The 24,849-nt window shown below is 61.2% G+C and carries 22 protein-coding genes, 3 pseudogenes and 1 riboswitch; of the genes and pseudogenes, 18 read left to right on the top strand and 7 right to left on the bottom strand.

Annotation, left to right across the window (positions count from 1 at the left end; translation table 11 throughout):
* Positions 1–185 precede the first annotated feature (185 nt).
* Entirely contained in the window at positions 186–695 is a 510-nt protein-coding gene (locus NKH23_RS18735) for a Ros/MucR family transcriptional regulator (protein ID WP_352716645.1), read from the bottom strand.
* 313 nt (positions 696–1,008) lie between these two features.
* Between NKH23_RS18735 and adh the strand changes: the two are divergent.
* Positions 1,009–1,478 (top strand): annotated as a pseudogene (adh, locus tag NKH23_RS18740) (aldehyde dehydrogenase); the annotation flags it as partial.
* A gap of 181 nt (positions 1,479–1,659) precedes the next feature.
* On the opposite strand, the gene panC reads toward adh, so the two are convergent.
* The 3 genes from panC to NKH23_RS18755 form a co-directional block, all read right to left on the bottom strand.
* The gene (gene panC / locus NKH23_RS18745) at positions 1,660–2,553 is read right to left on the bottom strand and encodes a pantoate--beta-alanine ligase (protein ID WP_352716644.1); all 894 of its coding nucleotides are present in this window, start codon (positions 2,551–2,553) and stop codon (positions 1,660–1,662) included.
* Positions 2,550–3,386 carry a 3-methyl-2-oxobutanoate hydroxymethyltransferase gene (panB, locus tag NKH23_RS18750; RefSeq protein ID WP_352716643.1) on the bottom strand — a complete coding sequence of 279 codons (837 nt, stop codon included), beginning with the start codon at positions 3,384–3,386 and terminating at the stop codon, positions 2,550–2,552. Before panB ends, panC begins: the two co-directional genes overlap by 4 nt.
* Positions 3,387–3,665: 279 nt before the next feature.
* Positions 3,666–3,884: a hypothetical protein gene (locus NKH23_RS18755; protein WP_352716783.1), complete on the bottom strand. Its 219-nt coding sequence runs from the start codon at positions 3,882–3,884 to the stop codon at positions 3,666–3,668.
* Positions 3,885–4,249: 365 nt separating this feature from the next.
* On the opposite strand from NKH23_RS18755, the gene NKH23_RS34630 reads away from it, so the two are divergent.
* The 8 genes from NKH23_RS34630 (at position 4,250) to NKH23_RS18795 (ending at position 11,577) form a co-directional block, all read left to right on the top strand.
* Complete coding sequence (locus NKH23_RS34630) at positions 4,250–4,420, top strand: hypothetical protein (RefSeq protein WP_502908462.1); 171 nt, start codon at positions 4,250–4,252, stop codon at positions 4,418–4,420.
* Positions 4,421–4,501: 81 nt separating this feature from the next.
* Positions 4,502–6,046 (top strand): Fic family protein, encoded by a 1,545-nt coding sequence (locus NKH23_RS18765; RefSeq protein WP_353027417.1) that lies wholly within the window; start codon positions 4,502–4,504, stop codon positions 6,044–6,046.
* A 182-nt stretch (positions 6,047–6,228) separates the two neighbouring features.
* A riboswitch (TPP riboswitch) is annotated at positions 6,229–6,345 on the top strand.
* Positions 6,346–6,448: 103 nt separating this feature from the next.
* The gene (gene thiC, locus NKH23_RS18770) at positions 6,449–8,284 is read left to right on the top strand and encodes a phosphomethylpyrimidine synthase ThiC (protein WP_352716642.1); all 1,836 of its coding nucleotides are present in this window, start codon (positions 6,449–6,451) and stop codon (positions 8,282–8,284) included.
* Complete coding sequence (thiO, locus tag NKH23_RS18775; RefSeq protein WP_352716641.1) at positions 8,281–9,282, top strand: glycine oxidase ThiO; 1,002 nt, start codon at positions 8,281–8,283, stop codon at positions 9,280–9,282. Before thiC ends, thiO begins: the two co-directional genes overlap by 4 nt.
* Complete coding sequence (gene thiS, locus NKH23_RS18780; protein WP_111545250.1) at positions 9,251–9,448, top strand: sulfur carrier protein ThiS; 198 nt, start codon at positions 9,251–9,253, stop codon at positions 9,446–9,448. Before thiO ends, thiS begins: the two co-directional genes overlap by 32 nt.
* Position 9,449: 1 nt before the next feature.
* A complete protein-coding gene (locus NKH23_RS18785) occupies positions 9,450–10,223 on the top strand; it encodes a thiazole synthase (RefSeq protein WP_352716639.1) in 774 nt (257 codons plus the stop codon).
* Positions 10,220–10,825: a thiamine phosphate synthase gene (locus NKH23_RS18790; protein WP_352716638.1), complete on the top strand. Its 606-nt coding sequence runs from the start codon at positions 10,220–10,222 to the stop codon at positions 10,823–10,825. Before NKH23_RS18785 ends, NKH23_RS18790 begins: the two co-directional genes overlap by 4 nt.
* A complete protein-coding gene (locus NKH23_RS18795; RefSeq protein WP_352977283.1) occupies positions 10,816–11,577 on the top strand; it encodes a hydroxymethylpyrimidine/phosphomethylpyrimidine kinase in 762 nt (253 codons plus the stop codon). Before NKH23_RS18790 ends, NKH23_RS18795 begins: the two co-directional genes overlap by 10 nt.
* A gap of 649 nt (positions 11,578–12,226) precedes the next feature.
* On the opposite strand, the gene NKH23_RS18800 is transcribed toward NKH23_RS18795, so the two are convergent.
* Together NKH23_RS18800 and NKH23_RS18805 are read right to left on the bottom strand one after the other, a co-directional pair.
* Positions 12,227–12,397, bottom strand: coding sequence for a hypothetical protein (locus NKH23_RS18800; RefSeq protein WP_352716635.1), 171 nt, complete (start codon positions 12,395–12,397; stop codon positions 12,227–12,229).
* 170 nt (positions 12,398–12,567) lie between these two features.
* Positions 12,568–13,077 (bottom strand): hypothetical protein, encoded by a 510-nt coding sequence (locus NKH23_RS18805; RefSeq protein WP_292655108.1) that lies wholly within the window; start codon positions 13,075–13,077, stop codon positions 12,568–12,570.
* Positions 13,078–13,692: 615 nt separating this feature from the next.
* Between NKH23_RS18805 and NKH23_RS18810 the strand changes: the two genes are divergently transcribed.
* From NKH23_RS18810 to NKH23_RS18820, 3 genes and pseudogenes are all read left to right on the top strand, one after another.
* Entirely contained in the window at positions 13,693–14,334 is a 642-nt protein-coding gene (locus tag NKH23_RS18810) for a peroxiredoxin-like family protein (RefSeq protein ID WP_352716634.1), read from the top strand.
* A 128-nt stretch (positions 14,335–14,462) separates the two neighbouring features.
* Positions 14,463–15,107, top strand: a complete 645-nt coding sequence (locus tag NKH23_RS18815; protein ID WP_502912362.1) for an amino acid ABC transporter permease — start codon at positions 14,463–14,465, stop codon at positions 15,105–15,107.
* Between the two features lie 18 nt (positions 15,108–15,125).
* Positions 15,126–15,263 (top strand): annotated as a pseudogene (locus NKH23_RS18820) (amino acid ABC transporter permease); the annotation flags it as partial.
* 127 nt (positions 15,264–15,390) lie between these two features.
* On the opposite strand, the gene NKH23_RS18825 reads toward NKH23_RS18820, so the two are convergent.
* The gene (locus tag NKH23_RS18825; protein WP_352716632.1) at positions 15,391–16,617 is read right to left on the bottom strand and encodes a tyrosine-type recombinase/integrase; all 1,227 of its coding nucleotides are present in this window, start codon (positions 16,615–16,617) and stop codon (positions 15,391–15,393) included.
* A gap of 732 nt (positions 16,618–17,349) precedes the next feature.
* Between NKH23_RS18825 and NKH23_RS18830 the strand changes: the two genes are divergently transcribed.
* From NKH23_RS18830 to NKH23_RS18855, 6 genes and pseudogenes are all read left to right on the top strand, one after another.
* Entirely contained in the window at positions 17,350–18,279 is a 930-nt protein-coding gene (locus tag NKH23_RS18830) for an ArdC family protein (protein ID WP_352716631.1), read from the top strand.
* Positions 18,280–18,528: 249 nt separating this feature from the next.
* Positions 18,529–20,649: a ParB/RepB/Spo0J family partition protein gene (locus NKH23_RS18835; RefSeq protein WP_352912396.1), complete on the top strand. Its 2,121-nt coding sequence runs from the start codon at positions 18,529–18,531 to the stop codon at positions 20,647–20,649.
* Positions 20,650–21,129: 480 nt separating this feature from the next.
* The gene (locus NKH23_RS18840; protein ID WP_502908385.1) at positions 21,130–21,327 is read left to right on the top strand and encodes a hypothetical protein; all 198 of its coding nucleotides are present in this window, start codon (positions 21,130–21,132) and stop codon (positions 21,325–21,327) included.
* The gene (locus NKH23_RS18845; protein WP_352716768.1) at positions 21,327–22,373 is read left to right on the top strand and encodes a DUF7146 domain-containing protein; all 1,047 of its coding nucleotides are present in this window, start codon (positions 21,327–21,329) and stop codon (positions 22,371–22,373) included. Before NKH23_RS18840 ends, NKH23_RS18845 begins: the two co-directional genes overlap by 1 nt.
* A gap of 308 nt (positions 22,374–22,681) precedes the next feature.
* Positions 22,682–23,617, top strand: a pseudogene (locus tag NKH23_RS18850) (DUF2493 domain-containing protein).
* Positions 23,618–24,466: 849 nt separating this feature from the next.
* Entirely contained in the window at positions 24,467–24,796 is a 330-nt protein-coding gene (locus NKH23_RS18855) for a DUF736 domain-containing protein (protein ID WP_352716627.1), read from the top strand.
* The last annotated feature ends 53 nt before the right edge of the window (positions 24,797–24,849 follow it).

The raw sequence follows: 24,849 nt of genomic DNA on the forward strand, positions 1-24,849 counted from the left end.
AACGCACGCTGGCCGCTATTCGTAACTCGAGGCCGCTGAAGGAACGGCGGGAGTTCGGCTACACTTTCTCGGCAGGTATGGCACGGCGCAAGTGGACGATCCGGTCACCGATGTGCTGGGGCACGCCGTCGCCGCCAACTATGCCGCAAAGATGGCTGGGCGCAATCGCGTCCATCTGGCGGAGGTCAGGCTTTGGCGTCTGCCAACTCTGACCGGACGCGCTTAGACCGTAGCTTTCCGCTTTGCGGGGCCTTTCCCTGGGGTGGTTTTGCAGTCGCTCTGCGGCCAAGACCGCTAGCTTTAGCCAGAGCAGACCGCTTGGCCGCATAGTTAGGCGCCACCATAGGGTAGTCCCAGGCCAGTCCCCACTTGGCTCTATACTCGTCAGGTGTCATGCCCAGCAAACCCAGGTGACGCTTCATAGACTTGAATTTCCGCCCATCCTCTAGGCTCACGATATAGTCAGCAAATATCGACTTCTTCGGATTTATGGCCGGAGTAAATACCGGTGGCGGTGCCACGACCGGCTGGACTAGGGCCGATAACGCAGAATTGACGGTAGCAATCAGAGTTGGCAGATCGGCCACGGGCATTGCGTTGTTCTGGACATAGGCCGCGACGATGTCCGCCGTCAGGCCCAACAAACCAGTGCTTGTCTGCTTAGTTGCTTGAGCCATCAAGGTCAGTCCCCTCATTAGTCACACGTTCCTATTCCGGAATTTTTACCAACGCAAATCCTAACGACGACTATTTGTTTGGCAGGTAACTACGACAGCAATGCGTGCTCGTAAATGAACGCAGACGCCAGCCATCGCCGACGCATTTGCATTCAGCCCACGCTCAACTCCCAGTGGCTGGCGCCGCCCCTCGGCGGCGGTCCTTCGGAGTCCGCTGCCCGCCAGATATTGCGAGAGCAGGCGCGCGCCGCTGCCGGTATGCGATCGTTCTAGTCGGCTGGACAACTATCCTTGGCCGACTCATCATCCATTGATGCATCTCGGAGCAACTCGAAAAATCCTAGGCTACTTTGATATCGGCCGTCAGGAAGGCGCCGAGGTGCTGACTGGCGGCGGGCGCGCCGAACTTCCGGGCGACCTTGCCGGCGGCTACTATGTTCAGCCGACCGTGTTCAAGGGGCATAACAAGATGCGCGTGTTCCAGGAGGAAATCTTTGGACCGGTGGTCTCAGTCACCATGTTCAAGGATGACGGACAGGCGCTGTCGATCGCTAACTATACCCTTTACGGCCTCGGCGCCGGTGTCTGGAGCCGCGATGCAAATCATTGCTACCGCTTCGGCCGAGCCATCTAGGCGGGCCGCGTGTGGACCAACTGCTACCACGCTTATCCCGCGCATGCTGCGTTTGGCGGTTACAAGCAGTCGGGCATCGGCCGCGAGACCCATAAGATGTGCTTGACCACTATCAGCAGACCAAGAACATGCTGGTCAGCTACAGCCCGAAAAAACTCGCTTTTTTTGATCGATCCGACTGCGCTACCACAACGGCGGGGTTTCCGCCTTGGCTCCGCTGCTGTGTTAGCTTTGTTTGGCACATGCCGTATTCGCCCTAGGAGAACGCTCCGCTATCCTGAGTGTCCGACAAGCAGGTTGACATGGAGATGAGCCGCGCCAAATCGCGTTCGCGGCAGGAGTTGGATTTCACCCTAGCGGGGAAGTCCGCAGCGACTCATTTGGGAGTTGGCAAGCCGGCAGTGTTCTGACGTTGTCAATGAGCCGCGTTTGGCCGAGCCAGGCGGCTGCGAGCAGGCGGGTCGGCCGATCGATGCTTGCTATCGGTTGCAGATCTGCTTCGCCACGGAGTTCCAGGTACTCGACCTCGCGATAGCCTGCGGACAGGATCGCTGCACGCGCTTGGGCAAGCGCTGGGAGGACGGGAGAGCCGTTCGAGAGCCCCTCCGCAGTATCGAGCAGGACCGATGCGAGCCTTGGGGCAATGGCCCGCTCCGCTGGCGAGAGCCGAACATTGCGCGATGACAAAGCCAGACCATCGGGTTCCCGGACTGTCGGACAGGGGACGATGGTAATTGGCATATCCAGGTCCCGGACCATGCGAGTGATAAGTAGAAGCTGCTGAAAATCCTTCTCTCCGAAAAAGGCGAAGTCAGCGCCGGTCTGCAGGAAGAGCTTTGCAACGACGGTCGCCACCCCGTCGAAATGGCCAGGCCGGGACGCACCGCACAGGCCTTCGCTGACGCCGGACACGGACACGGTCGTGGTGAAGCCGTCAGGATACATCTCAGTCGCATGCGGAACGTAGAGCAGGTGTGCGCCCAGTGGAGTGAGTTTTGCAGCGTCTTCGTTTTCGGTGCGGGGATAGGCTGCAAGATCCGCGGCACTGTTGAACTGCTTGGGATTGACGAACAGCGTCACGATCACACGATCGGCCTTCTGAAGCGCAGAACGCACGAGACTCAAATGTCCTTCGTGCAAGGCTCCCATCGTGGGCACCACGGCGATGCTGGCACCAGAACGGCGCCATCCCGCCACAACGGCACGAAGTTCGACAATGGTGCGGACAATCGGCACGCTCATGGGAAATCTCCGGCCTTGGGCGCATCGGCGAAGAGATGTTCGGCGGCTGGAAAGCGCCCTTCCCGCACATCAGCCGCGTAGGCCGCAATGGCAGCTTCGGCCGCTGAGCCCAGTTCAGCATAGCGCTTCACGAATTTCGGCCGAAAACCAGTGAACATGCCCAGGATGTCGTCGATCACAAGGATCTGCCCATCGCAGGCGTCCGAGGCACCGATGCCGATCGTGGGAATTGTGGCTCTCTCGGTTATTCTCCGTGCGAGCGGATCCGTGACCTTTTCCAGCACTATGCTGAACGCCCCGGCCTCGGCAACAGCAATGGCGTCGCGAAAAATCCTGTCGCCGTCTCCGCCCCTGCCCTGGACTTTATAGCCGCCGAACACATTGACCGATTGCGGCGTCAGCCCGACGTGGGCCATGATGGGAATCCCGCGAGCAGTGAGAAAGCGGATCGTCTCGGCCATGCTCTCGCCGCCTTCCAGCTTGACGGCGGCGCATCCGGTTTCCGCCATGAGCCGCGCGCCGTTGCGAAAGGCCTGTTCGGGGCCTTCTTCATAGGAGCCGAATGGCATGTCAACGACCATCAACGCGCGCTCAAGACCGCGTCGCACGGCCTTGCCATGCATGATCATCATGTCGAGCGTGACGCCGAGGGTCGAGGGCAGACCGTGAAGCACCATGCCGACACTGTCGCCGACCAGCACGACGTCGCAATATCTGTCGACGAGCTGCGCAACGGGTGTGGTGTAGGCGGTCAAGCAGACGACCCGATCCTTGCCCTTGCTGGCCGCGATGTCCGGCGGCGTCAACGCCTTCGTTTCTACCGCCACACTCATCGGCACATTTCCCCGGCGTCAGGTTTTAAGCGGTCAACGGTTTTGCATAGTTTTGTGCAGGTGCGAAGGCCAAAATCAAACTGCATCGGAAAAGTTGGTGCATTGCGAAGCGCTTCAAACCAAGGGCTAGAGGCCGCCATTTTCTGCTGCTTCGGCCGAGTTTCGCAGTACCCTTATTGTGATTGTTTTGAGCAAGAGCGTGGTGGTGGTCTCAAGGGGTGTGCTTCAGCTCGAACGGTTTGACTGCCGCAACAGCGCGGTTCACGTTCAGAATCGATCTCAGGCCACAAGGCGTACCGAAATGCATTGTGGCGAAAAAAATAGGCAATGACTGAACACGGGACCAAAGCTGTAAGGCAACGCATAAAAGCCGGCGAGCGCCATGCTATCGCCGCGGAACTGATTGCGGTTTTGGTCGCGGTGACGGCTGGCCAACCGCGTATCATAACGATTGGAGACGGCAAAGCCTTGCCTTCCGGCCCGTTCGAGCTTGGACATCGATCCTGCAATCCGGCCTGAGAGACTGGGTCGAGCAGCAGACGCGCCATCCGCTGGGCTACATCGAGCAGCTCTACACCTTCGCCGACCGCGACCGGTCAGGAGACGGGGGCGCGCAGCGGGGTGATTTCGATTAGCTATCTCGCCCTGACCCGCGAGGAGCAGGCTGAACCTGCCGATAAGGCCGCCTGGCGCAACTGGTACGCTTATTTCCCATGGGAACATCATCGCGCTGGCGCTCCGTCGACATTGCCTGAGGCGTTTGTCCCACGCCTGAAGGCGTGGGCCGAGGCAGCCGATGATCGCGCAGTGAGCCACGATCGCTGGCGGCGCGCGGTGATCGCTTTCGGCCTTGAGAACCACGCTTGGATGAGGACTTGGTGCTGCAGCGCTACGAACTGCTTTACGAGGCGGGGTTTGTGGAGGAAGCCCAGCGCGGTCAAAATGACGCTTACGCCCCATCAATCTTCGGCCGAGCCATGCAGAAGGATCACCGCCGCCCTTCAGGATCGGTTTTCGCAAAAGTCGGCTTGTAGCATCAATTTTCATCAGATAGAATCGTTTTTCATAGTATTTGGCTGAGCTGCACCAAAATTCGAGGAAAGGATCCCCTTTTCATGCCTGTGGCGCAGAAGCACCAATTTTCAGGTCCTGTTCTCGTTTTTCAGGAAATCCGCCTTCCGGAGATGGTGACCCCGGCCGGGTACAGCGCCCTGATCGGAGCCTACGAGCTCGCCGTCCCCTTGCCCCGGACGCTGTCGGCCACTGGCGAGCATCATCGCATTACCGAACGGGATGGTTGGCGGATCATGACGCCCCGCCATGCCCCACATCCAACACTCGAAGGCCACCTGACCTTCGCGCTCAAGTACGAGGGGCTCGACCTTGCCGTCCTCAAACGGCTGTTCCAGGTGACCGGTCCCGCACCGATCGAGGCGCTCGTCCGTGAAAGCCCCACAGGCAGCTATGCCCGCCGCATCTGGTTTCTATATGAATGGCTGACGGGCACGCGTCTCGATCTGGCGGACGCGGAGGCCGGACGATACGTTTCGGTTGTCGATCCCGAGCTGCAGTGGCCCGGATCCGAGAAGACCGCTTCGCGCTACCGCACAAGGGACAATCTCCCCGGCACGCCTGAGTTCTGCCCGCTGGTGTTCCGAACCAAGACTCTCGAAAAATTCATCGCCCTTGAACTACCGCGGCGCGCGGAGGCAATCGTAGCGGACGTGCCGCGCGACCTCCTTGCTCGGACCGCCGCCTTTCTTTTGCTCAAAGACTCGCGATCAAGCTATGCGATCGAGGGCGAGCGCCCGCCGCAAGATCGCATCCAGCGCTGGGGCCGCGCCATCGGCGAAGCCGGCCGCTGGCCGATCGATCGCGATGAGCTGCTGCGTCTGCAAAGAATTGTACTTGGCGACGCCCGTTTAGTAAGACTTGGCTTCCGAAAAGAAGGGGGTTTCGTCGGTGAGCATGACCGAGACAACGGCACGCCCCTGCCCGATCACATCAGCGCTCGGCCCGAGGACCTGCCGCGGCTAATCGATGGAATGGCGGCCTTCGATCAGGGCCCCGCGCAGAACCTTGATGCAGTCATAGCCGCCGCAATCCTCGCCTTCGGCTTTGTCTACATCCACCCGTTCGAGGACGGAAACGGCCGCATTCACCGCTACCTAATCCACCACGTCCTTGCCATGCGCGGCTTCAATCCGCCGGGAGTGGTCTTTCCCGTCTCGGCCGCGATCCTGGACCAGATCAACGAGTACAGGGGCGTGCTCGAGAGCTATTCGCAGCGCCTTCTGCCGTTGGTGGAATGGGAACCGACGCCGCAATTCAACGTCCGGGTGCTGAATGACACCGGTGATTTCTACCGGTTCTTCGATGCAACCCCGCACGCCGAATTCCTCTATGCCTGCGTTCGGCGGACGATCGAACGGGACCTTCCCGAGGAAACCGCATTTCTGCAGCGCTACGATCAATTCCGGCAGCAGGTGGACGCCTTTATCGAGATGCCCGAGCGGTTGACCGATCTGCTCTTCCGTTTTCTTCACCAGAATGATGGACATCTGTCGAACCGCGCGCGCGAAAAGGAATTCGCCGCGCTGACCAGTGACGAGGCAGGAAGAATCGAGGCGATCTACGCGCAAACCTTTGGTGCCCATTGAAGGCGTGATCATCAGGATCGATTTTTAGTCCGACCGTTTGCGATTCCCTTGTCCCTGCCTTCATCTCCCACGCTTGACTTGTCGCCGAGACATGCACGATTTTTTCCGCACGGTCTGACCGGCCGCCGATCGGCCGCGGCCAGAACGCGCTTGACAAACCGGCGCCGGCCCGTTCAACCTGACGCATTCACCAGGGGAGTCCCGGCAAGGGGCTGAGATACTGCTTGCTTTCGCGGCGCAGTGACCCGTTGAACCTGATCCAGTTCATACTGGCGTAGGGACGGTGCAAGCGCTTTGCGGGAGTTTACGCCCCAGGTCCTGTTTCGGCAGGTCGACAGAAGCGTCTTTTCATCCTTCCGGCACAGAACTGGGTCTCCAATGCATGAGCAAAGGAGCCTCAAGATGAATGCCCTCACTCCCGCCGTCTCGACGGGACCGCTGCCAGCCTCGCGGAAAATCCACAAGCCCGGCGTCCTCCATCCGCAGATCAGGGTGCCGATGCGCGAAATCTCCGTCCATCCAACGGCCGGCGAGCCGCCCGTCACCGTCTACGATCCGTCCGGCCCCTATACCGACCCGGCTGTCGAAACCAGCATTGAAAACGGTCTTGCCCGGCTTCGCCACGAATGGATCACGGCGCGCGGCGATGTCGAGGCCTATGACGGCCGCCGCGTGCGGCCGGAGGACAACGGATTTGTGACCGGTGAGCGCCTGACGCCGGAATTTCCCATTCGCAACCGGCCACTCAGGGCCAAGGCAGGCAAGGCGGTGACCCAGCTTGGCTATGCGCGCGCCGGCATCATCACCCCCGAGATGGAGTTCGTCGCCATCCGCGAGAACTTCGGCCGTCAGATGTTGCGCGGCAAGCTGCAGCGCGACGGCGAAGCCTTCGGCGCGGCCATCCCCGATTTCGTAACGCCGGAGTTCGTGCGCGACGAGGTGGCGCGCGGACGCGCGATCATTCCCGCCAACATCAATCATCCCGAGAGCGAGCCGATGATCATCGGCCGCAATTTCCTGGTCAAGATCAACGCCAATATCGGTAATTCGGCGGTCACCTCCTCGATGGCCGAGGAAGTGGAAAAGATGGTGTGGGCGATCCGCTGGGGCGCCGACACGGTGATGGACCTGTCGACTGGCCGCAACATCCACAACATCCGCGAATGGATCGTGCGCAATGCGCCGGTGCCGATCGGCACGGTGCCGCTCTACCAGGCGCTGGAGAAGGTGGGCGGCATCGCCGAGGATCTGAGCTGGGAGGTCTATCGAGACACGCTGATCGAGCAGGCCGAACAAGGCGTCGACTACTTCACCATCCATGCCGGTGTGCGGCTGCATTACATCCCGCTGACCGTCGACCGGGTCACGGGCATTGTCTCGCGCGGCGGCTCAATCATGGCCAAATGGTGCCTGCACCATCACCGGGAAAGCTTCCTCTACGAGCATTTCGCGGAAATCTGCGACATCTGCCGCGGCTATGACGTCTCCTTCTCGCTCGGCGACGGGCTTCGTCCGGGCTCGATCGCCGACGCCAATGATGCGGCGCAATTCGCCGAGCTGGAAACGCTCGGTGAATTGACGAAGATCGCCTGGGCAAAGGACTGCCAGGTGATGATCGAGGGGCCGGGCCACGTGCCGATGCACAAGATCAAACAGAACATGGACAAGCAGCTCGCCGTCTGCGGTGAGGCGCCGTTCTATACGCTTGGCCCGCTGACGACCGACATCGCGCCAGGCTACGACCACATCACCTCAGGTATCGGCGCCGCCATGATCGGCTGGTTCGGCACAGCCATGCTCTGCTACGTCACGCCCAAGGAGCATCTTGGCCTTCCCGATCGCGACGACGTCAAGACCGGCGTAATCACCTACAAGATCGCCGCCCATGCCGCCGATCTGGCGAAGGGTCATCCGGCTGCAAAGGTTAGGGATGATGCCCTTTCCCGGGCGCGCTTCGAGTTCCGCTGGGAGGACCAGTTCAACCTGTCGCTCGATCCCGAAACCGCGCGGTCCTTCCACGACCAGACCTTGCCCAAGGAGGCGCACAAGCTGGCACATTTCTGCTCGATGTGCGGTCCGAAATTCTGTTCCATGCGTATCTCTCACGATATCCGCACGGAGGCCCAAAAAGAGGGAATGGCCGCGATGGCGGCGAAATACCGCGAGGGCGGCGACCTCTACGTGCCCTCGGACGAGACCGGCGCACCGCTTGTGCCGGAGGCACATGAGCGATCATGAGACTGCTGGTCAAAGGGGCTGGCGTCGGCGGCCTCACCGTCGCCTTCGAACTCGCCACGCGCGGCGCGGCTGTGACCGTTGCCGAGACAAGGCACAGCCTTGGCGGCAATGCGTCATGGTTCGCCGGCGGTATGCTGGCGCCATGGTGCGAGCGTGAAAGCGCGGAGCAGCCAGTGCTGGATCTCGGACGCGATGCCGCCGACTGGTGGGATGCGGTACTGCCGGGTCACGTGACACGGGCCGGAACCCTGGTCGTGGCCGCGCCGCGCGATGCGGGCGAGCTCGACCGGTTCGCCAGCCGCACCTCGGGTCATCGGCGTGTCGATGAAGATGAAATCGTGTTGCTCGAGCCCGACCTCGCCGGCCGCTTCCGCCGCGGACTGCTCTTCCCCGACGAAGCCCATCTCGACCCGCGTCAGGCGATGGCGGCACTTCATGATAGGCTGGCGGCGATGGGCGTCGAGTTCCACTTCGGCGCCGACGCTTCGGCTGTTTCCGGTTTCGATCGCCAGATCGAATGCACGGGAATGGCGGCGGGCGATGACCGACTGCGCGGCGTTCGCGGCGAGATGCTAATCCTGAATACGCCTGATGTCTCGCTGTCGCGCCCAGTCAGGCTGCTTCATCCGCGCTTTCCGCTTTATGCGGTGCCACGCACCGACCACCGTTTCATGATCGGCGCGACGATGATTGAAAGCCAGTCTGTCGGACCGGTCACGGCGCGATCGATGATGGAGCTGCTGGGTGCCGCCTATGCCCTCCATCCGGCCTTTGGCGAGGCCGAGATCGTTGAAACCGGTGTTGGCGTCCGTCCAGCCTTTCCCGACAACCTGCCGCGCGTGGAAACGAACGGCGAGATCATAGCGATCAACGGACTCTATCGTCACGGCTTTCTCCTCGCCCCCGCTATGGCGCGCCAGGCTGCCGACCTGATTTTCAGTCAAGACAGAACCAAGGAGCTTGCCCATGAAACTAACGGTCAATGGCGAAGCGCATGAGGTTGCCGCCACCACGCTGGCGGAGCTGCTTGCCGCGCTCGACTATGAGGGCGATTGGCTGGCGACGGCCGTCAACAGCGACCTCGTGCACAAAGCCAACCGGGCGGAATTCCAGTTGAGCGACGGCGACCGGATCGAAATCCTCTCGCCGATGCAGGGAGGCTAGCATGTTCGATCTTCTCGGGACAACGCTTCCCTCCCGCCTGCTTCTCGGCACGGCTCAGTATCCTTCGCCGGCCATCCTTGCCGATGCGGTCAAGGCGTCAGGCACGTCGGTGGTGACCGTCTCCTTGCGACGTGAGATGGCAGGCCGCAGGGAAGGCGAAAAATTCTGGTCGCTGATCCGCTCGCTTGGCACGAGAATCCTTGCCAACACCGCAGGCTGCCACTCCGTCAAGGAAGCGGTCACAACCGCGAAGATGGCGCGCGAGATCTTCGGGACGACCTGGATCAAGCTCGAAGTGATCGGCGACCACGACACGCTGCAGCCGGATGTGTTCGGTCTGGTCGAAGCCGCCCGCATCCTGTACGAGGACGGTTTTGCGGTATTCCCCTATACCACCGACGACCTTGTTGTCGCCGAGCGGCTGCTTGCGGCGGGCTGCAAGGCCTTGATGCCGTGGTGCGCACCGATCGGTTCCGCCCTCGGGCCGATCAACCTCATGGCGCTGCGCTCGATGCGTGGGCATTTCCCCGACGTTCCCATGATCGTGGATGCCGGGCTCGGACGGCCGTCGCACGCGGCGACCGTCATGGAACTCGGCTTTGACGCCGTGCTCCTGAACACGGCGGTCGCCAAGGCGGCCGATCCGGTCGGCATGGCGCGTGCTTTCGGCAAGGCGGTCGAGGCCGGTCGTGAGGCCTTCTGCTCGGGAATGCTCGAACCGCGCGACGTCGCCGTGCCGTCGACGCCGGCGATCGGCAGGGCAGTTTTTTCATGAAGCTCGATCCCTTCTACCTGATCGTCGACAGCGCTGCCTGGATCGAACGGCTAGTGCCGCTTGGCGTCAGGCTGGTGCAACTGCGCATCAAGACCATAGATGAGGCCAGGTTGTGCACCGAAATCCGGAAGGCGAAGGCCCTGTGCGCCGAGCACCAGTGCCAGCTCATCGTGAACGATCATTGGCGCCTGGCAATCGAGGAGGGCTGCGACTTCGTGCATCTCGGCCAGGAAGATCTGCAAACCGCCGACCTCTCAAGGATACGGTCAGCCGGTGTCAGGCTCGGGTTGAGCACGCATGATCATGTCGAGCTGGCGATGGCCATTTTTGCCGATCCCGACTATGTTGCGCTGGGTCCGATCTATCCCACCATCTTGAAGAAAATGAAGTGGGCACCGCAAGGGCTAGAGCGGATCAGCGAGTGGAAGCGGCGGGTGGCGCCAATCCCATTAGTCACTATCGGCGGCCTCAACCCTGGCCGCCTCGATGGCGTCTTTGAAGCCGGCGCCGACAGCGCCGCAGTGGTCACCGACATCACTTTGAGCTCCGATCCCGAAGCGCGCACCAGGGAATGGATCGAAAAGACGGACCGATGGCGATGAGACGAGAACCGCATGTGCTTGTCGTTGGCGGATCGGATTCCAGCGGGGGTGCTGGAATAGCACGCGATATCGAAACGATCGCATCCATTGGCGTGCGCACCTGTCTGGCCGTCACAGCGCTAACGGTGCAAACGCACGACGCCGTGACGGAAATTCATCATTCTCCACCAAGCCTGGTCGCCGATCAGATGCGCGCCGCGCTGCGGGCCAACGAAGTGGCGACCATCAAGATCGGCATGCTCGGAACAGCCGAGATCATCGCTGCGGTTGCCGCCGTACTGCGCGAAAATCGACAGGTGCCGGCAGTACTCGATCCAGTGCTGGCCTCCACCTCAGGCCGGGCTCTCCTGGAAGCAGGCGCTATCGCCGTCATGAAGCGCGATCTGATGCCGCTTTGCTGCCTGGTCACGCCCAACCTTCCTGAACTGGCGCTCCTTATTGGCTCCGAACTGGCAGTGGATGAGAACGGTGCGCTCCAACAAGGACAAAGACTGCTGGCCGCCGGCCCTCAGGCAGTGCTGATCAAGGGTGGGCATGCCTCGGGACCCCAATCGACCGATATTCTGCTGCGCTCCGATCATCAACCCATCCATGTCGATCTACCGCGCCTTGCCACATCGATGCGCGGAACAGGTTGCATGCTGGCCAGCGCGATTGCGGCGCATCTGGCGAAGGCGAAGCCGCTCGAAGAGAGCGTGCGCGAAGGCAAGCGGCTTGTCTTCGCCACGTTTCAGAAGAATGGAGCAGAATGAACCCGGCTTGTGCGGTACAAGCAGCTTTTGCCGCTAGTACGCCGGATCCTGAGCGTTTGCTCGCTGTCGCAAACTCTTCGACGAAAATCGCAACAACACGGCGGTTCGAACCCGAACTCGTGGCAGCAATTCGCCAGCGGTCGCGGCAAAAGGCGTTGAACAACAAGGCTTGAGCTTAGGCACCAATCGGTTGGCCGAATCTCTTCCCTCCCCTAAAACAGGCACGTTGCGCCGCTGCCTTGGCGGTCGCTGTCGGGATTGCGACGGGTGTTCGCATAGGGGCCAGGAATTCGCGACCGATCTGCTCTCCCCGGAAATATGGCGCGAGAAGATTGCGACCACAGCCATTTGAGCCATTGCTGTTGTTCAGCCCGTTTCCCAACCACTGCACAGTTTCGGGCGAAATGCACAAAAGCCAGCCGGTGACCGGAGGCGGTCATCGAAGCAGCCAATGCCCTGGGCCCGAGCTCAATGGGGAGGCGCGTAGCACCACGTTTCAAGGTCGGTGAGCCTAGGAGGGCGGTGATCCCAGCGACTTTGTGAGAAACACACCGAGATTCGATGGTCGAGGACCTTCAGCGGCTTTCAATCAGGTAGATTGCGATGATCCCGTCTTGCGAAGCTCGCGGGCGCCTACCGAAGCCAATTCTCAATGATAGCCGCTCCGCGACGGCATGACTGTCGTTTCTTCACTGTCTGCCAGGACGAGTGAGCGTCGGATGCCGCAGCCTTCTGACTGCCCCTGCGACGCGATCGCCGCCACGACTAAACCGACGACAAGCGAAATGGCCAGGGCGACACTTACCGACAGATGATGCATACCGGCGTTCCTACCGAGCGCACCTACAACCGTCGACCAACGTTTTGAATCCAGCCTGCGACGGTCTCAGACATACCTAACGAAGGCTTAATTTCAGTCGGGACGAAACTGAGTAGACGGCAATATTGGAACAGTCGCCTGGCCCTCTGCATAGCCCTTCGGATGCGTCTTCATCGTAGCTTGAGGAACGCGCCCGTGTAGGTCTGGCCGGCAAGCGTAACGGTTCCGGCCAGTGCTCCGTCCGGCCGCATGACAAAACTGACGTCGGCGCCATTCGGCAGGCGCTCAAGCTTCAACGTCCTCCCTACAATTCTTCCAGCGCCGGCGGCCTCTCCCGGATAGTTGTCGCCCAGATTTCCCCACGCATAGGTGACCGTCACCTTCCCATTGGAAGAAACCGTTTGAACAGCAAGTTTGGCGTCATACATCCCCTCCAATCGGCCGGCCCATAGACCGGAAAAATCGGCGTACTTTGTTGGAACGCCCTTGCCTGGCGGAGTGACCGCCACGGATTGATGCATGATTGCTGAGCCGGAAGGAACCCCGGCAGCAGCCAAGGGCGGTTGGAGAGGAATTCCCGATTCTAACGCAGGTTCGAGAGTGACGGGTTGCGGCGTTTCGGGGGCCGATTGGCACGCGGCTAAGACAAGCGCGGCGAAGCCAAGCATTGCGTTGTACATTTGGTGGGCCATCTTCTGGTGCCCCGGCCATCTTTGAATCTAGCGCAGACCGAACTTATCACGCGTTTTCACAACATGTGTCTAGGCGTCCATCATTTACAAAGCCGCCGGCAGAGGGTGCACTCACTTCGGCGGAAGGGCCAAAGGGGCCGCCGGCGAGGCGAAGTGCTTCCGCGCGGTCCCGATCGCGTTTTTCGCATATTGTATGCTCGCGGCGGATCCTGGCGCAGTGCTATGGAGAATTCGTAATTCGCCGCTTCATCGATCCCGGGGAGCCATCGCCTTTTCTACGCCAAGTCGCGATTTTGACGCCGGCGTGCGATTTTTCCCTACGCTTCGATCTCGTGTCAGAGCATCGAGGACAGATGAAATCAAGCGCAGAATAGCGGCCTCGCCCGCCCCCGCCTATTCTTCGCAAGCCGCGATCGCCGGACTGACGACGCAGATGCTTTTTCGTGTTATGATGGGCTTGCAACGCGCGTAATCTCGACCTCGGCAATATGGCAGAGGTCGAAAGCTATTGCCTTGGCACAGGAAGCTTTCGCCCCAGCACTTGATCGCCTCCGAAACGCTGGGTGCTGCTTTCCCTGACTGACCCGGGCGAGGAGGTTGTCCATGTCCACGAGTAGTGTTGACCGCCCGCTGCAGCCGGGCGACCGGGCACCGAATGTTGTGCTCAATGCGATCTCACGCGAAGGCAAGATCGCGCTCGATGATTTTCGAGGCCGTAGCCCGTTGTTGATCGGTTTGTTCCGAGGCCTGCACTGTCCGTTCTGCCGGCGCCATGTCGCGGCGATGGCGCAACTCAAGCCGGCCCTGCGTGAGAAAGGCGTCGAATGCCTGGCTGTGGTCAATACGCCGGTCGAGCGGGCGCGGCTCTATTTCCGTTACCACCCGGCACCCGATCTCCTCGCCGCATCCGACCCGGAGCGCGCCTCGCACCGTGCTTTCGGCTTGCGCGAGGTCGGGATGGACACGGTCATGGCGATATCGTTCCATCTCCCGGGCGAGTTGCCCGAGCCTATGGACGTCATGGCAATGAATGAATTTCTTAACAAGAAGGAAGGATATGAGATTACGGAAGTCGATCAGCAGGCGATGGCTTCCAGCCAGGCGCAGCTTGTCGGTCAGTTCCTAATCGACCGGGCGGGCATCGTACGCTGGAACTTCACTGAAGTTCTGGAGGATGGCCTCAACACCTTCAGAGCGCTGAATCCCGAGGAATTGATGTCGGCAGCTTCGCAAGTTGCACATTAAGAGGCTGCGGAAATGGGCTGCTGAAAACTCGCTCGACGGCCACCGTCCTGTGGTGATTCTTTGGATTTAACAATCGTCGAAATGCTCAGCGCGGGAGGCTAAGGTCTGCCCGTGGGCTTCGTAGCGATTTGGTCGTCGGCTTTTGCTTGGCTCTTGTCGCGACAACACTCCGGGTTCCCAGGATTCCGGTGATCAGTCACCTGACTGACCTCTACGTGTCCTATGCCCGGAGTGTTCCCGTCGTCCTGCAGTTGTTCGTCGCGTTCTACGGGCTGCCCTTGTTGGTGATCCTGTTCGGCGCCGAGGATTTTATTTCTGCAACGATCGCTGCGATGGTGGGGCTGAGCCTCTATCATGGAGGGTATCTGTCGGAAGTCATGCGACCTGCATACCTGGCTGTCGATCCCGGCCAGCATGATGCGGCCGACAGTCTGGGATATACCTTCCGACAGAAGATCACCCGCGTAGTCGGCCCGCAAGCGGTGCACTTCGCATTGCCGGGCTATGGAAACTCGATCATCTACCTGATCCATGACGTTGCGCTGGTCATGTACATCGGGGCTGCGGACGTGATGGCGACCGCGCACTTGATCGTGGAGCGCGACTATAACCAGTACCAGTTCGAAACGTACCTCGTGCTGGCGGTTATCTATTCGCTGATGTGCCTTGTCGCGTGGCTCATCGTGCGCTTCTTCGAGCTCCGCTCACCAATGCAAGCGCCAGAGGCGACGACAACAGCTCAGATCAAGAACGCGGCCGTCGCGAGCGTGTGACGAAAGGGTAATCCGACCATGTTTGATACCGAAATTCTGCTCCAGGACTCGCAGGAAATTCTGGGCGCCGTACCCGTGACGCTCGGCATGGCTTTCACGATTTTCATCCTGTCCACGATCGTCGGCAGCCTTTTTGCGCTCGTCGAATATAGGCGGCAGCTTGAACCTGCGACCCCATCGTCCCGAACGATGTGCGCTACCAGCAAAGCTGCAGCTTTTTGGGCTCGATCGTCACACTTGCTTCGCAATGATTGCGTTTCCCTTCGAGCTTTGGGTGGGGAGCCTACAGGGCGCCCCTGCCGAGTTCATGTTTCATTGTCACCTGTCCTGAGACCGATTTCGTCGCCTTGGCGGCGACCTGCTTCTTGGCGATCTTCTCGGCGGCGTCAGCCTGGAAGTCGGGGTGATGGTGGCCATAAGTTTCAATCAGAACATCCACGGTGATGCCGAGAAAGCCCGCCGCCTGCCACATGTCGGCGCCGGCCCGCATAAGCCATGTCGCAGCGGTATGGCGAAGCGTGTGTGAAGTGACGTCGGGACCGAGGCCGGCCGCGTCGCGAGCTCTCCTAAAGCTCTTCTTTACCGACACCACCGGCTTGCCATTCCACTCCACGACAAAATCTTGCGATATTTTTCGGCCGATATTTGCGCTTTTGCCGCGCGCCTTGGTTCTGATATCGAGATCGGTGCACGCCCAGCGGCGGAGGTGAGCCAATAGCCGGTCCGGCAGGCGCACGGGCGGCTGGCGTTTTTTGGTCTTCTTTGCGCCATCGGCGCTGCGGTAAAAGATGCCGCGGTCAAGGTCCACATTACCACGCCCTTTGGTTGGACGGACGGCGGCGCCGCAGACTGCGGCCGAGCGTGTTCCTGTGTAAAGCGCGACAAGCATGAAGCGGGCGAGGTGTCGTCCGGTACGCCGGCCGCTCTCCTGGCCCTTCCATTTCTGCTTCATACGCCACGCTGCCCAGATGAGGGCGGCCGCTTCACTGCGCGTCAACCAGCGCTCGCGTGCACCGGCCTTGTCGGGCAGGACAATCGTCGGTGCGGCAGTCGTGTAGCCTTCCCTGCGATAGTAGTTGATGGCCGCACGAAAATCCTCGAGTTGCCGGCGCGCAACGGCTTCTGTGGGACAGCACGCGGTGTAGTCGCGGCAGAGTTTGCCGTTGATAGCGGCGAGCGTCTTTTCACCGAAGAAATCGAGGATTTTGTCCAGCCGAGCCGCCGTCTCTTCTGGCGCGGCATGCTTCGGTGCAACCTCTCTCAGGTAGATGTTGATGACCTCGGCAATCAAGACATCTTCGGCGCCGCGCACTCGGTGGTACTTGCTGGCGATGTAGGCCGCGAGCGCCTTTTCAGCTTCAGGTCCTGGACGGCCTTTTTCGCAGCTATCAGCGCTGATGAACGTTGTTCTATCGCGGATAAACCATCCAGCTTGGTTTCGGAGTGTTCCGTCCTTTTTCCAGCTTTTGTCCCGCCAGACGAGGTGTGGCCCTTTCGACGTCCGCGGCATAATTCCCTCATTCTGGTGATCGCCAGCAAGGTCACGTACTCCTTTCCGGCGATTAGCTCGGTTTCAAGTCGACCAGCGTCACGCTCCTTGCGCAGGCCCGCCGCGCGCATCGAGCCGTCCGGAAAGGCAATTCGTGCTGCAATCTCGACGCGGAGAGGCGTGGTCTCATCGAATTGGTCGGGGATTTTCAAAACGGAGCCCTCAGCCAAATCTTTATGATCCGATAGTTTCACTCGGAAACAGTCGGATCGCGGGTCTCGTTGAGCGCATCTTTTTTCCTATCTCGCCGTGCCGGATGCCCTGCCGCGCGATCCTTCCTCTGACCACGCTGCTGCGAAAAGCGCCAACTGGAGCTGCTGCGGCAAAGGTGCTCCTTCGACCTGCTAATCGGAACGGTTGTCCTAACACGCTTTCGCCTTTGCGCCTCGACGCTCCGCGAGCCTTTCGGCTGGCTGCGCACCCGTGGCCGGTCAAACGGCTCCCGACTGAACTTCGGCCATCTGTGCGGCTTCCGTTTCCATGGACTCACTGGCCGGCCCTCGGGCTGGAACCCGCGCGCCGCGCATTTGGGGGTTCTGCTGATCGCCTCACGCCGCGGTTTCGGAAATCTCTCTCGAGTTGGTCGGCAGCCGAATCTTCGTTCGCGTTCCTAGAGTTAGAGGGCCGCGCTTGGTGCACTGACGGGTTGAAAGCAGGGAGAGAGGCTCCCCGCGCCCGGCGCGGAGACTGGCAATGCCCAAGCATCGGCACGAAGCTGCCCCCACCCGGGCCAGCTTATATGACGAAATCACCAATAAGATTATCGGCGAGTTGGAGGACGGTCGGCTACCCTGGGTTCAGCCATGGGGGACGGCGGCCGCGAAAGCGCCGCTGGCCTTGCCGAAGAACGCCGTCACCGGCCGGCAATATTCTGGGATAAATATCCTGATCCTCTGGGGTTCGGTGATCGAGCAGGGCTTTTCGGGACAGAGCTGGCTGACTTTCCGTCAGGCGCTCTCGCTTGGCGGCAGCGTCCGCAAGGGTGAGCATGGAACGACGGTCGTCTACGCCGACCGATTCGTGCCCGAGGACGAGAAAAAGCGCGCCCACGAAACCGGCGAGCAAGCCCGATCGATCCCATTCCTCAAACGCTTCACGGTGTTCAACGCCGCGCAGTGCGACGGGCTGCCCGACGATGTTGCGATAGCCATACCCCCACCCTTGTCCGTCCTGATCGAGCCCAAGGTCGAGACGCTGATCAAGAAAACCGGGATCGATTTCCGGATCGGGGGCAGCCGCGCCTTCTACGCTCCGGCCCACGACTATGTGCGGATCCCGCCACCCCAGGCCTATTTCGATCCGATCAACTGGCACCAGACCGCCCTGCATGAGCTTGCGCACGCCACGGGTCATGTCTCACGCCTCAACCGGGATTTCTCTGGTTCCTTTGGCACCAAGAAGTATGCCTTCGAAGAGCTGGTTGCCGAGATAAGCGCGGCTTTTTGCTGCGCCTCGCTTGGCATCACGCCGACCGTGCGTCACGCCGACTATGTCGGCTCGTGGCTAGAGGTGCTGCGCGAGGACAACCGTGCGATCTTTCGCGCCGCCGCACTGGCAAGCAAGGCTGCGGATTATCTCCTGGGGTTCTTGCCTGACAGCATCGCCACTGACGATGATCAGTGAGAGGCAGCGTGATTGCCGCCTGCTTCCAGGTCGGCTTCTCCCTGCGAATGCGTTTGTGATCGAAGTCTTCCTCGATGCCGGACGCCGCTGCGGCGAAGTCGTTGCAGGACGCCAGGACCGAGATGCAGCTCCGCGACAAACGTGGCGTGGCTGTCGAGCACATCGGAGGGAGAGGCGTGTCGGAATTCTCATGACGGGTTTGGAGGTCGAAAGAGAGGCTCTCGGCTGCCCGTCGCGGAGTAAATCCCAATGGCTACTGCCGTTCAGAAGATCACCCTGTCGTCCTCGCGCGACATCCCCTTCAACAAGCTGGTGCTCTCCCAGTCCAACGTCCGGCGCGTCAAAGTCGGCGTCTCGATCGAGGATCTCGCTGGCTCGATCGCCCGCCGCGGCTTGATCCAGAGCCTCAGTGTCTTGCCCGTCGTCGATAGCGACGGCAACGAGACTGGCATGTTTGAGGTGCCTGCCGGAGGCAGACGCTTTCGCGCCCTTGAGCTGCTGGTGAAGCAAAAGCGCCTCGCCAAGACCGCGCCGGTGCCCTGTGTGGTGCGCGACCGTCACAGCACGATCATTGCTGAGGAGGTGTCGCTCACCGAAAACATCGAACGTGCGCCGCTGCACCCGCTCGATCAGTTTCGCGCCTTTCAGGATATGCAACAAAAAGGCATGAGCGAGGAGGAGATTGCTGCAGCCTTCTTCGTGTCGGTCAACGTCGTTAAGCAACGGCTTAGGTTGGCTTCTGTCTCGCCAGTGCTGCTCGAAGTGTATGCCGATGACGGCATAGCGCTGGAGCAACTCATGGCTTTCACGGTCTCCGAAGACCGTGCCCGCCAGGAGCAGGTCTGGGAAGCGATCAGAAATAGCTGGTCGAAAGAGCCCTATCAAATCCGGCGCATGCTGACCGAGACGACGGTACGAACATCAGACAAGCGCGCGGTCTTCGTGGGCATTGATGCCTATGAGGCTGCCGGTGGCATCGTCATGCACGACCTGTTCCAGTCGGACAATGGCGGCTGGTTGCAGGATGCAGCGCTGCTGGACCGCCTGGTTGCGGAAAAAATCAAAGAGGTTGCGCAGGAAGTTGCAGCCGAAGGTTGGAAGTGGGTCGAGGTCGCTGTCAGTCTCCCATACGGCGCAACACGTGGGCTGTACCAGCTGCAGGGTGATCCTCTCGACCTCTCTGCCGAGGAGCAAGCTGCCATTGACGCCCTCAGTGCCGAGCACGCCAAACTTGCAACCGAATATGAGGGTGCTGACGAGCTGCCCGAAGAGGTCGATCAGCGGCTCGGGGAAATCGAGGCCGCGCTCGCCACTTTCGACAAGCGCCCAAGGCAGTTCGATCCGAGCGACATCGCCATCGCCGGCGCGTTCGTCAGCATCGACGCCGACGGCTCGCTCGCGGTAGAACGTGGGTTTTTCCGTCCTGAGGACGTGCCGCCAGTTTCACTCGATGGCTCGAATGAATCGAAAAATGACGGCGGGTCCGGGGCTCCCGGCGACCCGTCGGTGCACCGTGCCGTTGTCACCATGGGCGGCCAGGCAGTCGAGCGCGAGGAAGACGAGGACGATGCGGTCAGGCCCCTGCCGGACCGACTGGTGACAGAATTGACCGCGCACCGGACGCTGACGTTGCGCGATGCGGTTGCCAGCAATCCCCACGTCGCCATGACAGCGTTGTTGCACAAGCTGGTCACCGACACGTTCCAGCACCGCACCAGAACCGGGTGCCTGGAGGCCTCGATCCGTCACGTCTTCTTCCCTCTGCAGGCAGATGAACTGAAGGACAGCCCCTCGGCGAAATCGGTGGCCGAACGCCATGAGGCCTGGAAATCGGACCTGCCGACTGACGACGATGCACTTTGGGACTGGATTGCCGCACTCGATGAGACCAGTCGTGCGGCATTGCTCGGCCATTGTATCAGCTACGGCGTGAACGCGCTCCACGAGAAGGGCGACCGTTACGGCGGCGCTATCTCGGCGCGTGGTGTTCAGCAGCGGATCGCGCAAGCTGATCGACTGGCCCGGGCCGTCGGTCTCGATATGATCGAGGCGGGTTGGATGCCGACTGTCGAAAACTATCTCGGCCGCATCACCAAGTCTCGCATTCTCGAGGCGGTGCGAGAGGCGAAGGGTGAACAGGCCGCGCAGCTTATCGACCATCTGAAGAAGGGAGATATGGCGAAAGAAGCCGAGCGCCTGCTGGCTGACAGTAGCTGGCTGCCCGAGCCGCTGCGCCTGGTCGACCTTGACGGTAGTGCCGGCGCTGATAGTGGCACCGGAGCCGAGGGCTATGGGGAAGAGCTTCCCGAATTCCTCTCAGACGATAGTGCGCAGATTGAAGATAGCGGACCGCATATGGCCACCGAATAGATCGCCTCGCGCGGGGTGGCTTCGGCCGCTCCGCGCTCTTTCCTACCACCTACCGGATGCTCGCTTCCCCTGGCCAACCGGAGGGGCAAAGCCAATTGGCCAGTTCTGCCGCGTCCCTCCTCGCTCGGCCGCTGCTGCTAACCCGCCATTCCCACTGCGCGCCAAGATTTCGCCCGCCTATCGACCGCGTTGCCGCCGCCACCATTGGGCTGACGGCGTGCAGCGGCGTAGAGCCGGATCGAAGAAGGCCCGCTATCGGACAGACCGCAGTCCAGAGGAGAGAGGCCGGCCAGGACGGATTTGAGCCGGGTTGGTCGAGAGAGAGGGCCCCCCGATTCATCCCGTTCCGCTCTCCTCGAGGTTTTCTCCATGCTTGACGTTTCCGCTTCCAAGACTGCCGCTTCGGCGGAGCCGCTTCCGCTTGTCTCATCCCCGGCGGCCGAACCAGCCGCATCTATCCAGCTTCGGCGCAGCCGCATCATGGGCGTCAACCGAATCGAACTGGCGGACTTCAACGACACCATGCGAGAGCGCCTTTCGACCTACGGCCTCTTCGGCGAGATCATCTCCTGGAAACTGCGCATGTTCGCACCCACCGACGCATCTGGCCCCGCAATTCTGGGCAAGCTGCTGGAGCGCTATCCCGTGCGGCGCATCGAGACGCGGGAGGATGCATGATGCCCCGGCACGACGCGTCCAACCTGGCGCAACGCTTGGGCCGGCAGGCCGAGGCGGTTTGTCGCCACTATCTATCGAACGGACATCGCGAGGGCCGCTACTGGTTTGTCGGCGATGTCCGAAACACGCCGGGCCGCTCGATGTTCGTGCGGCTCGTCGGCTCGCAGAGCGGAAAGGGCGCAGCCGGCAAGTGGACTGACGCGGCGACCGGGGAGCACGGCGATCTTCTCGATATCATCCGCGAAAGCCGCGGCTTGAGCGACTTCAGGGACGTTGCCCATGAGGCAATAGCGTTTCTCGGCTTACCGCATCCCGAACCAGAGCAGGCATCAACCCGGTTGAAGTTGGTGGCCGCGCCGTCGGAAACGTCGGAGAAAGCGCGTCGGCTGTTTGCGGTGTCGCGGCCGATTGCAGGCACGGTCGTAGAGACGTATCTGCGCAACCGCAGTATTACTGCTTTGCACGGGACCGAAAGCCTGCGTTTTCACCCCCACTGCTATTATCGGCCCGACCAACACTCGCCGACTGAGACCTGGCCGGCGATGATCGCGTCCGTCACCGATGTCTGCGGTCATTTGACCGGCGCACATCGCACCTGGATTGACCCTTCCGGCAGGGGCAAGGCACCGGTAGATACCCCGAGGCGCGCTATGGGCGACCTTCTCGGGCATGCGGTTCGCTTTGGTCCGCCCAGCGAAGTCATGGCGGCCGGCGAGGGCATCGAGACGGTCCTGTCGCTTCGGTGTATCTTGCCCGACATGGCCATGGCCGCAGGGCTCTCGGCCGCGCATCTTGCTGCCATCCTGTTCCCCGTCACCCTCAGACGGCTCTACATTGTCCGTGACCCCGATCCAGCCGGTGACGGCGCGCGCGATGTCTTGATCGAAAGAGCAAATGCTGCCGGGATCGAAGCGATCGTGCTCTCGCCGGCATTTGGCGATTTCAACGAAGATCTCTGTAGGCTCGGCATCGCTGATCTTCGAGCGCGCGCCCGGGTCCAACTCGCCCCGCAGGACATCGCCCGATTTATGCCAGTGGCGGCATAGCTCGGAACCGGCCGCTCCCCGCGTAGTGGCATTGCTCGGGTGCTCCTGAGATCGGAGAGAAACCGTGCCTCCGGCCTTCAAGAGGGCGATCGGCCAGCAAACGACCCGGCCTCGCAATGTCTTCGGCCGACTATTTTCCGGCGCGCTCCCAAGGGAGCGCTTTCCATCGCGAAGCAAAATAGCCGGCCTGCGCCCTCCTCCGCTGACGCTCCGGCCCTCCGCTTCGCTGCGGGTGCAGGACCGTCCCGCCCGCCGGCTTTCTGCCATGAAGGCCGCGAGGGTCGCGGTCCAACCGACGGAGCATCCAAATGAGCGAGCATGACGACTACGAACCACAGCATTCGTCTTCACCGATCGACCACGCCCTCACCGAACTCCAGCTCTATGGCTACCGGCCCTTCGCGGATGAGCCGGATCCCCGACCGCTTCCGGAGGGCCACCGCGTCGCCGGCGCGATTGCAGACATCTTCGACGCGTTCGTCGCCACCCTGCAAGATACCCGCCTCGAGCCCGACCTCGACGATCTCCTTTGGTCGACCGTCAACGTCTTTCACCGCGCCGCAGATCGGATCGAGCGTGAACTTGACCATAATGAGCAGGCGCAGCGCCGCAGCCAGCGTGAGCAGGACGGCAGCGAAGTGAAATCGGTCGAGCTGGAACGCCTGACGGCCGAAGGACAGACTCTCATCGAACGCCAGAACGCCTTCGAACTGATGCGCGATCAGGCCGCCGAGTACTATGAGCGCCACACCGGATCGAACTGGCGACCGCGCAGCGGATCAATGGTCAACCACCGCAACCTGACCTCTGCGGTGATCGACAGCCGCGATTTTCTCAGCGCCAAGAAACGCGCCTCGCAGGAAGTCCTTTTGCCACCAGGTCCGAAAATCGCCTTCACCGCCGGTCTCGACTTCAATGATCACCAGTTGATCTGGGCCAAGCTCGACCAGGTCCACGCCAAGCATCCTGATATGGTCTTAATGCACGGGAAATCGCCGAAAGGTGGCGAAAAGGCAGCCTCCTGCTGAGCCGACCATCGTAAGGTACCGCAAATCGGCTTTGCCCCCGATTGGACAAAGCATGCGAAAGCCGCCCCGTTCAAGCGCAATGACGCTATGCTGGACGTGCTGCCGATCGGCGTCATCGTCTTTCCCGGGACTGGAATTCAGGACAATCTTGCCGACAAGGCAAAGAAGCTCGGCATCCCAGTCCTCGACTTCCGCCCCAAGGGAGGCGGCGCATAGCGCCGCTCTCTTACCTTTTGTCCGTTGCACGATACAGCCGCGGTCGGGCCGGAGGCTTTCTCCCGTTCGTTGGATTGGATGGGTCCGGGATGCCGGATTTCCGCTCCCGCCGACGCCCCTCGGTTGCGATAGTCAAATCCACGTCCATGCGCAGGTGGCGCGACACTATCACGCTTACCTTCACGTTTCAGCTGCTTCGCCGCCGGCACTATCGGCTAGATAGTGACGTCCGTTCAACCGGACGGGGCGTGGATCGGGGCGAACTCACCGAAGGACCGAGGGGATCGGATGCTGTTTCTGACCAGGCTGTGCATCGCTTCCGTTGTCGCTGACGCGACATGGCGCGACGCACGCTTCGGATTCGCCACGACTGCCGTCCCGTTCCAAAGATGGCGAATATCCGGCGATGCACGTCAGCAGCCTTGAACTGAGCCATGGCGTGCGTGTCTTAAGCGCGGTGCTAGCACCAGCTTACGGTTTCCGGAAGTCTCCTCAGGGGGAGGCATCGACAGCGGTGATCGCGGTAACCAGGATTTCGCCAGTGCGATGGTTCGCCGGAAATCCTCCGTTGATGTCTCTATCTGGTCTGCCGCTCCAGACGGCCTCTTCAACGGGCTGATCTGGCCGAAGGTCGGCTTCGCCTCAATCGCCTAAGCCGCAATGGCGCCGATCGACTTTCTTCCCCTGCCGGCTTCGCCGTCATTCCTCGCGAAACAACAAAGTCGCTTGGCTGCCATCCTCCGCTGACGCTGCGGTCCCAAGCGATGCGGCGTCGATCGCCTCCGGCCCGCAGATCGCCATCGAGGCCGCAATGGTGCGGGCTCGAAACAGAGTTCAAGGAGAAAGTTCATGGCGACCATCGGAACCTTCAAAAAGACCGGCAACAACGAGTTCACCGGCGAAATCGTCACCCTCTCGCTTCAGGCCAAAAACGTCCGCATCGTGCCCGAGGCAAACCACACCGGCGACAGCGCCCCCAGCCATCGCGTCTTCGTAGCGCAGGTCGAGATCGGCGCCGCCTGGGCCAAGCGCTCCAGTGAGGGCCGCGACTATCTCGGCCTGAAGTTGGACGATCCAAGCTTCACCGCTCCGATCTACGCCAACCTCTTCGACGATGAGGACGGAGAAGGCCACAGCCTCATCTGGTCCCGGCCCAACGGCCGCCGCAACGGCGATTGAGAAAGCCGCGAGCTCCCGCCCGCGAACCGAGCGGGAGCTGTCGTTGCTTGTGG

The organism is Mesorhizobium sp. M1328 (assembly GCF_040318075.1).
Classification (GTDB): Bacteria; Pseudomonadota; Alphaproteobacteria; order Rhizobiales; family Rhizobiaceae; genus Mesorhizobium.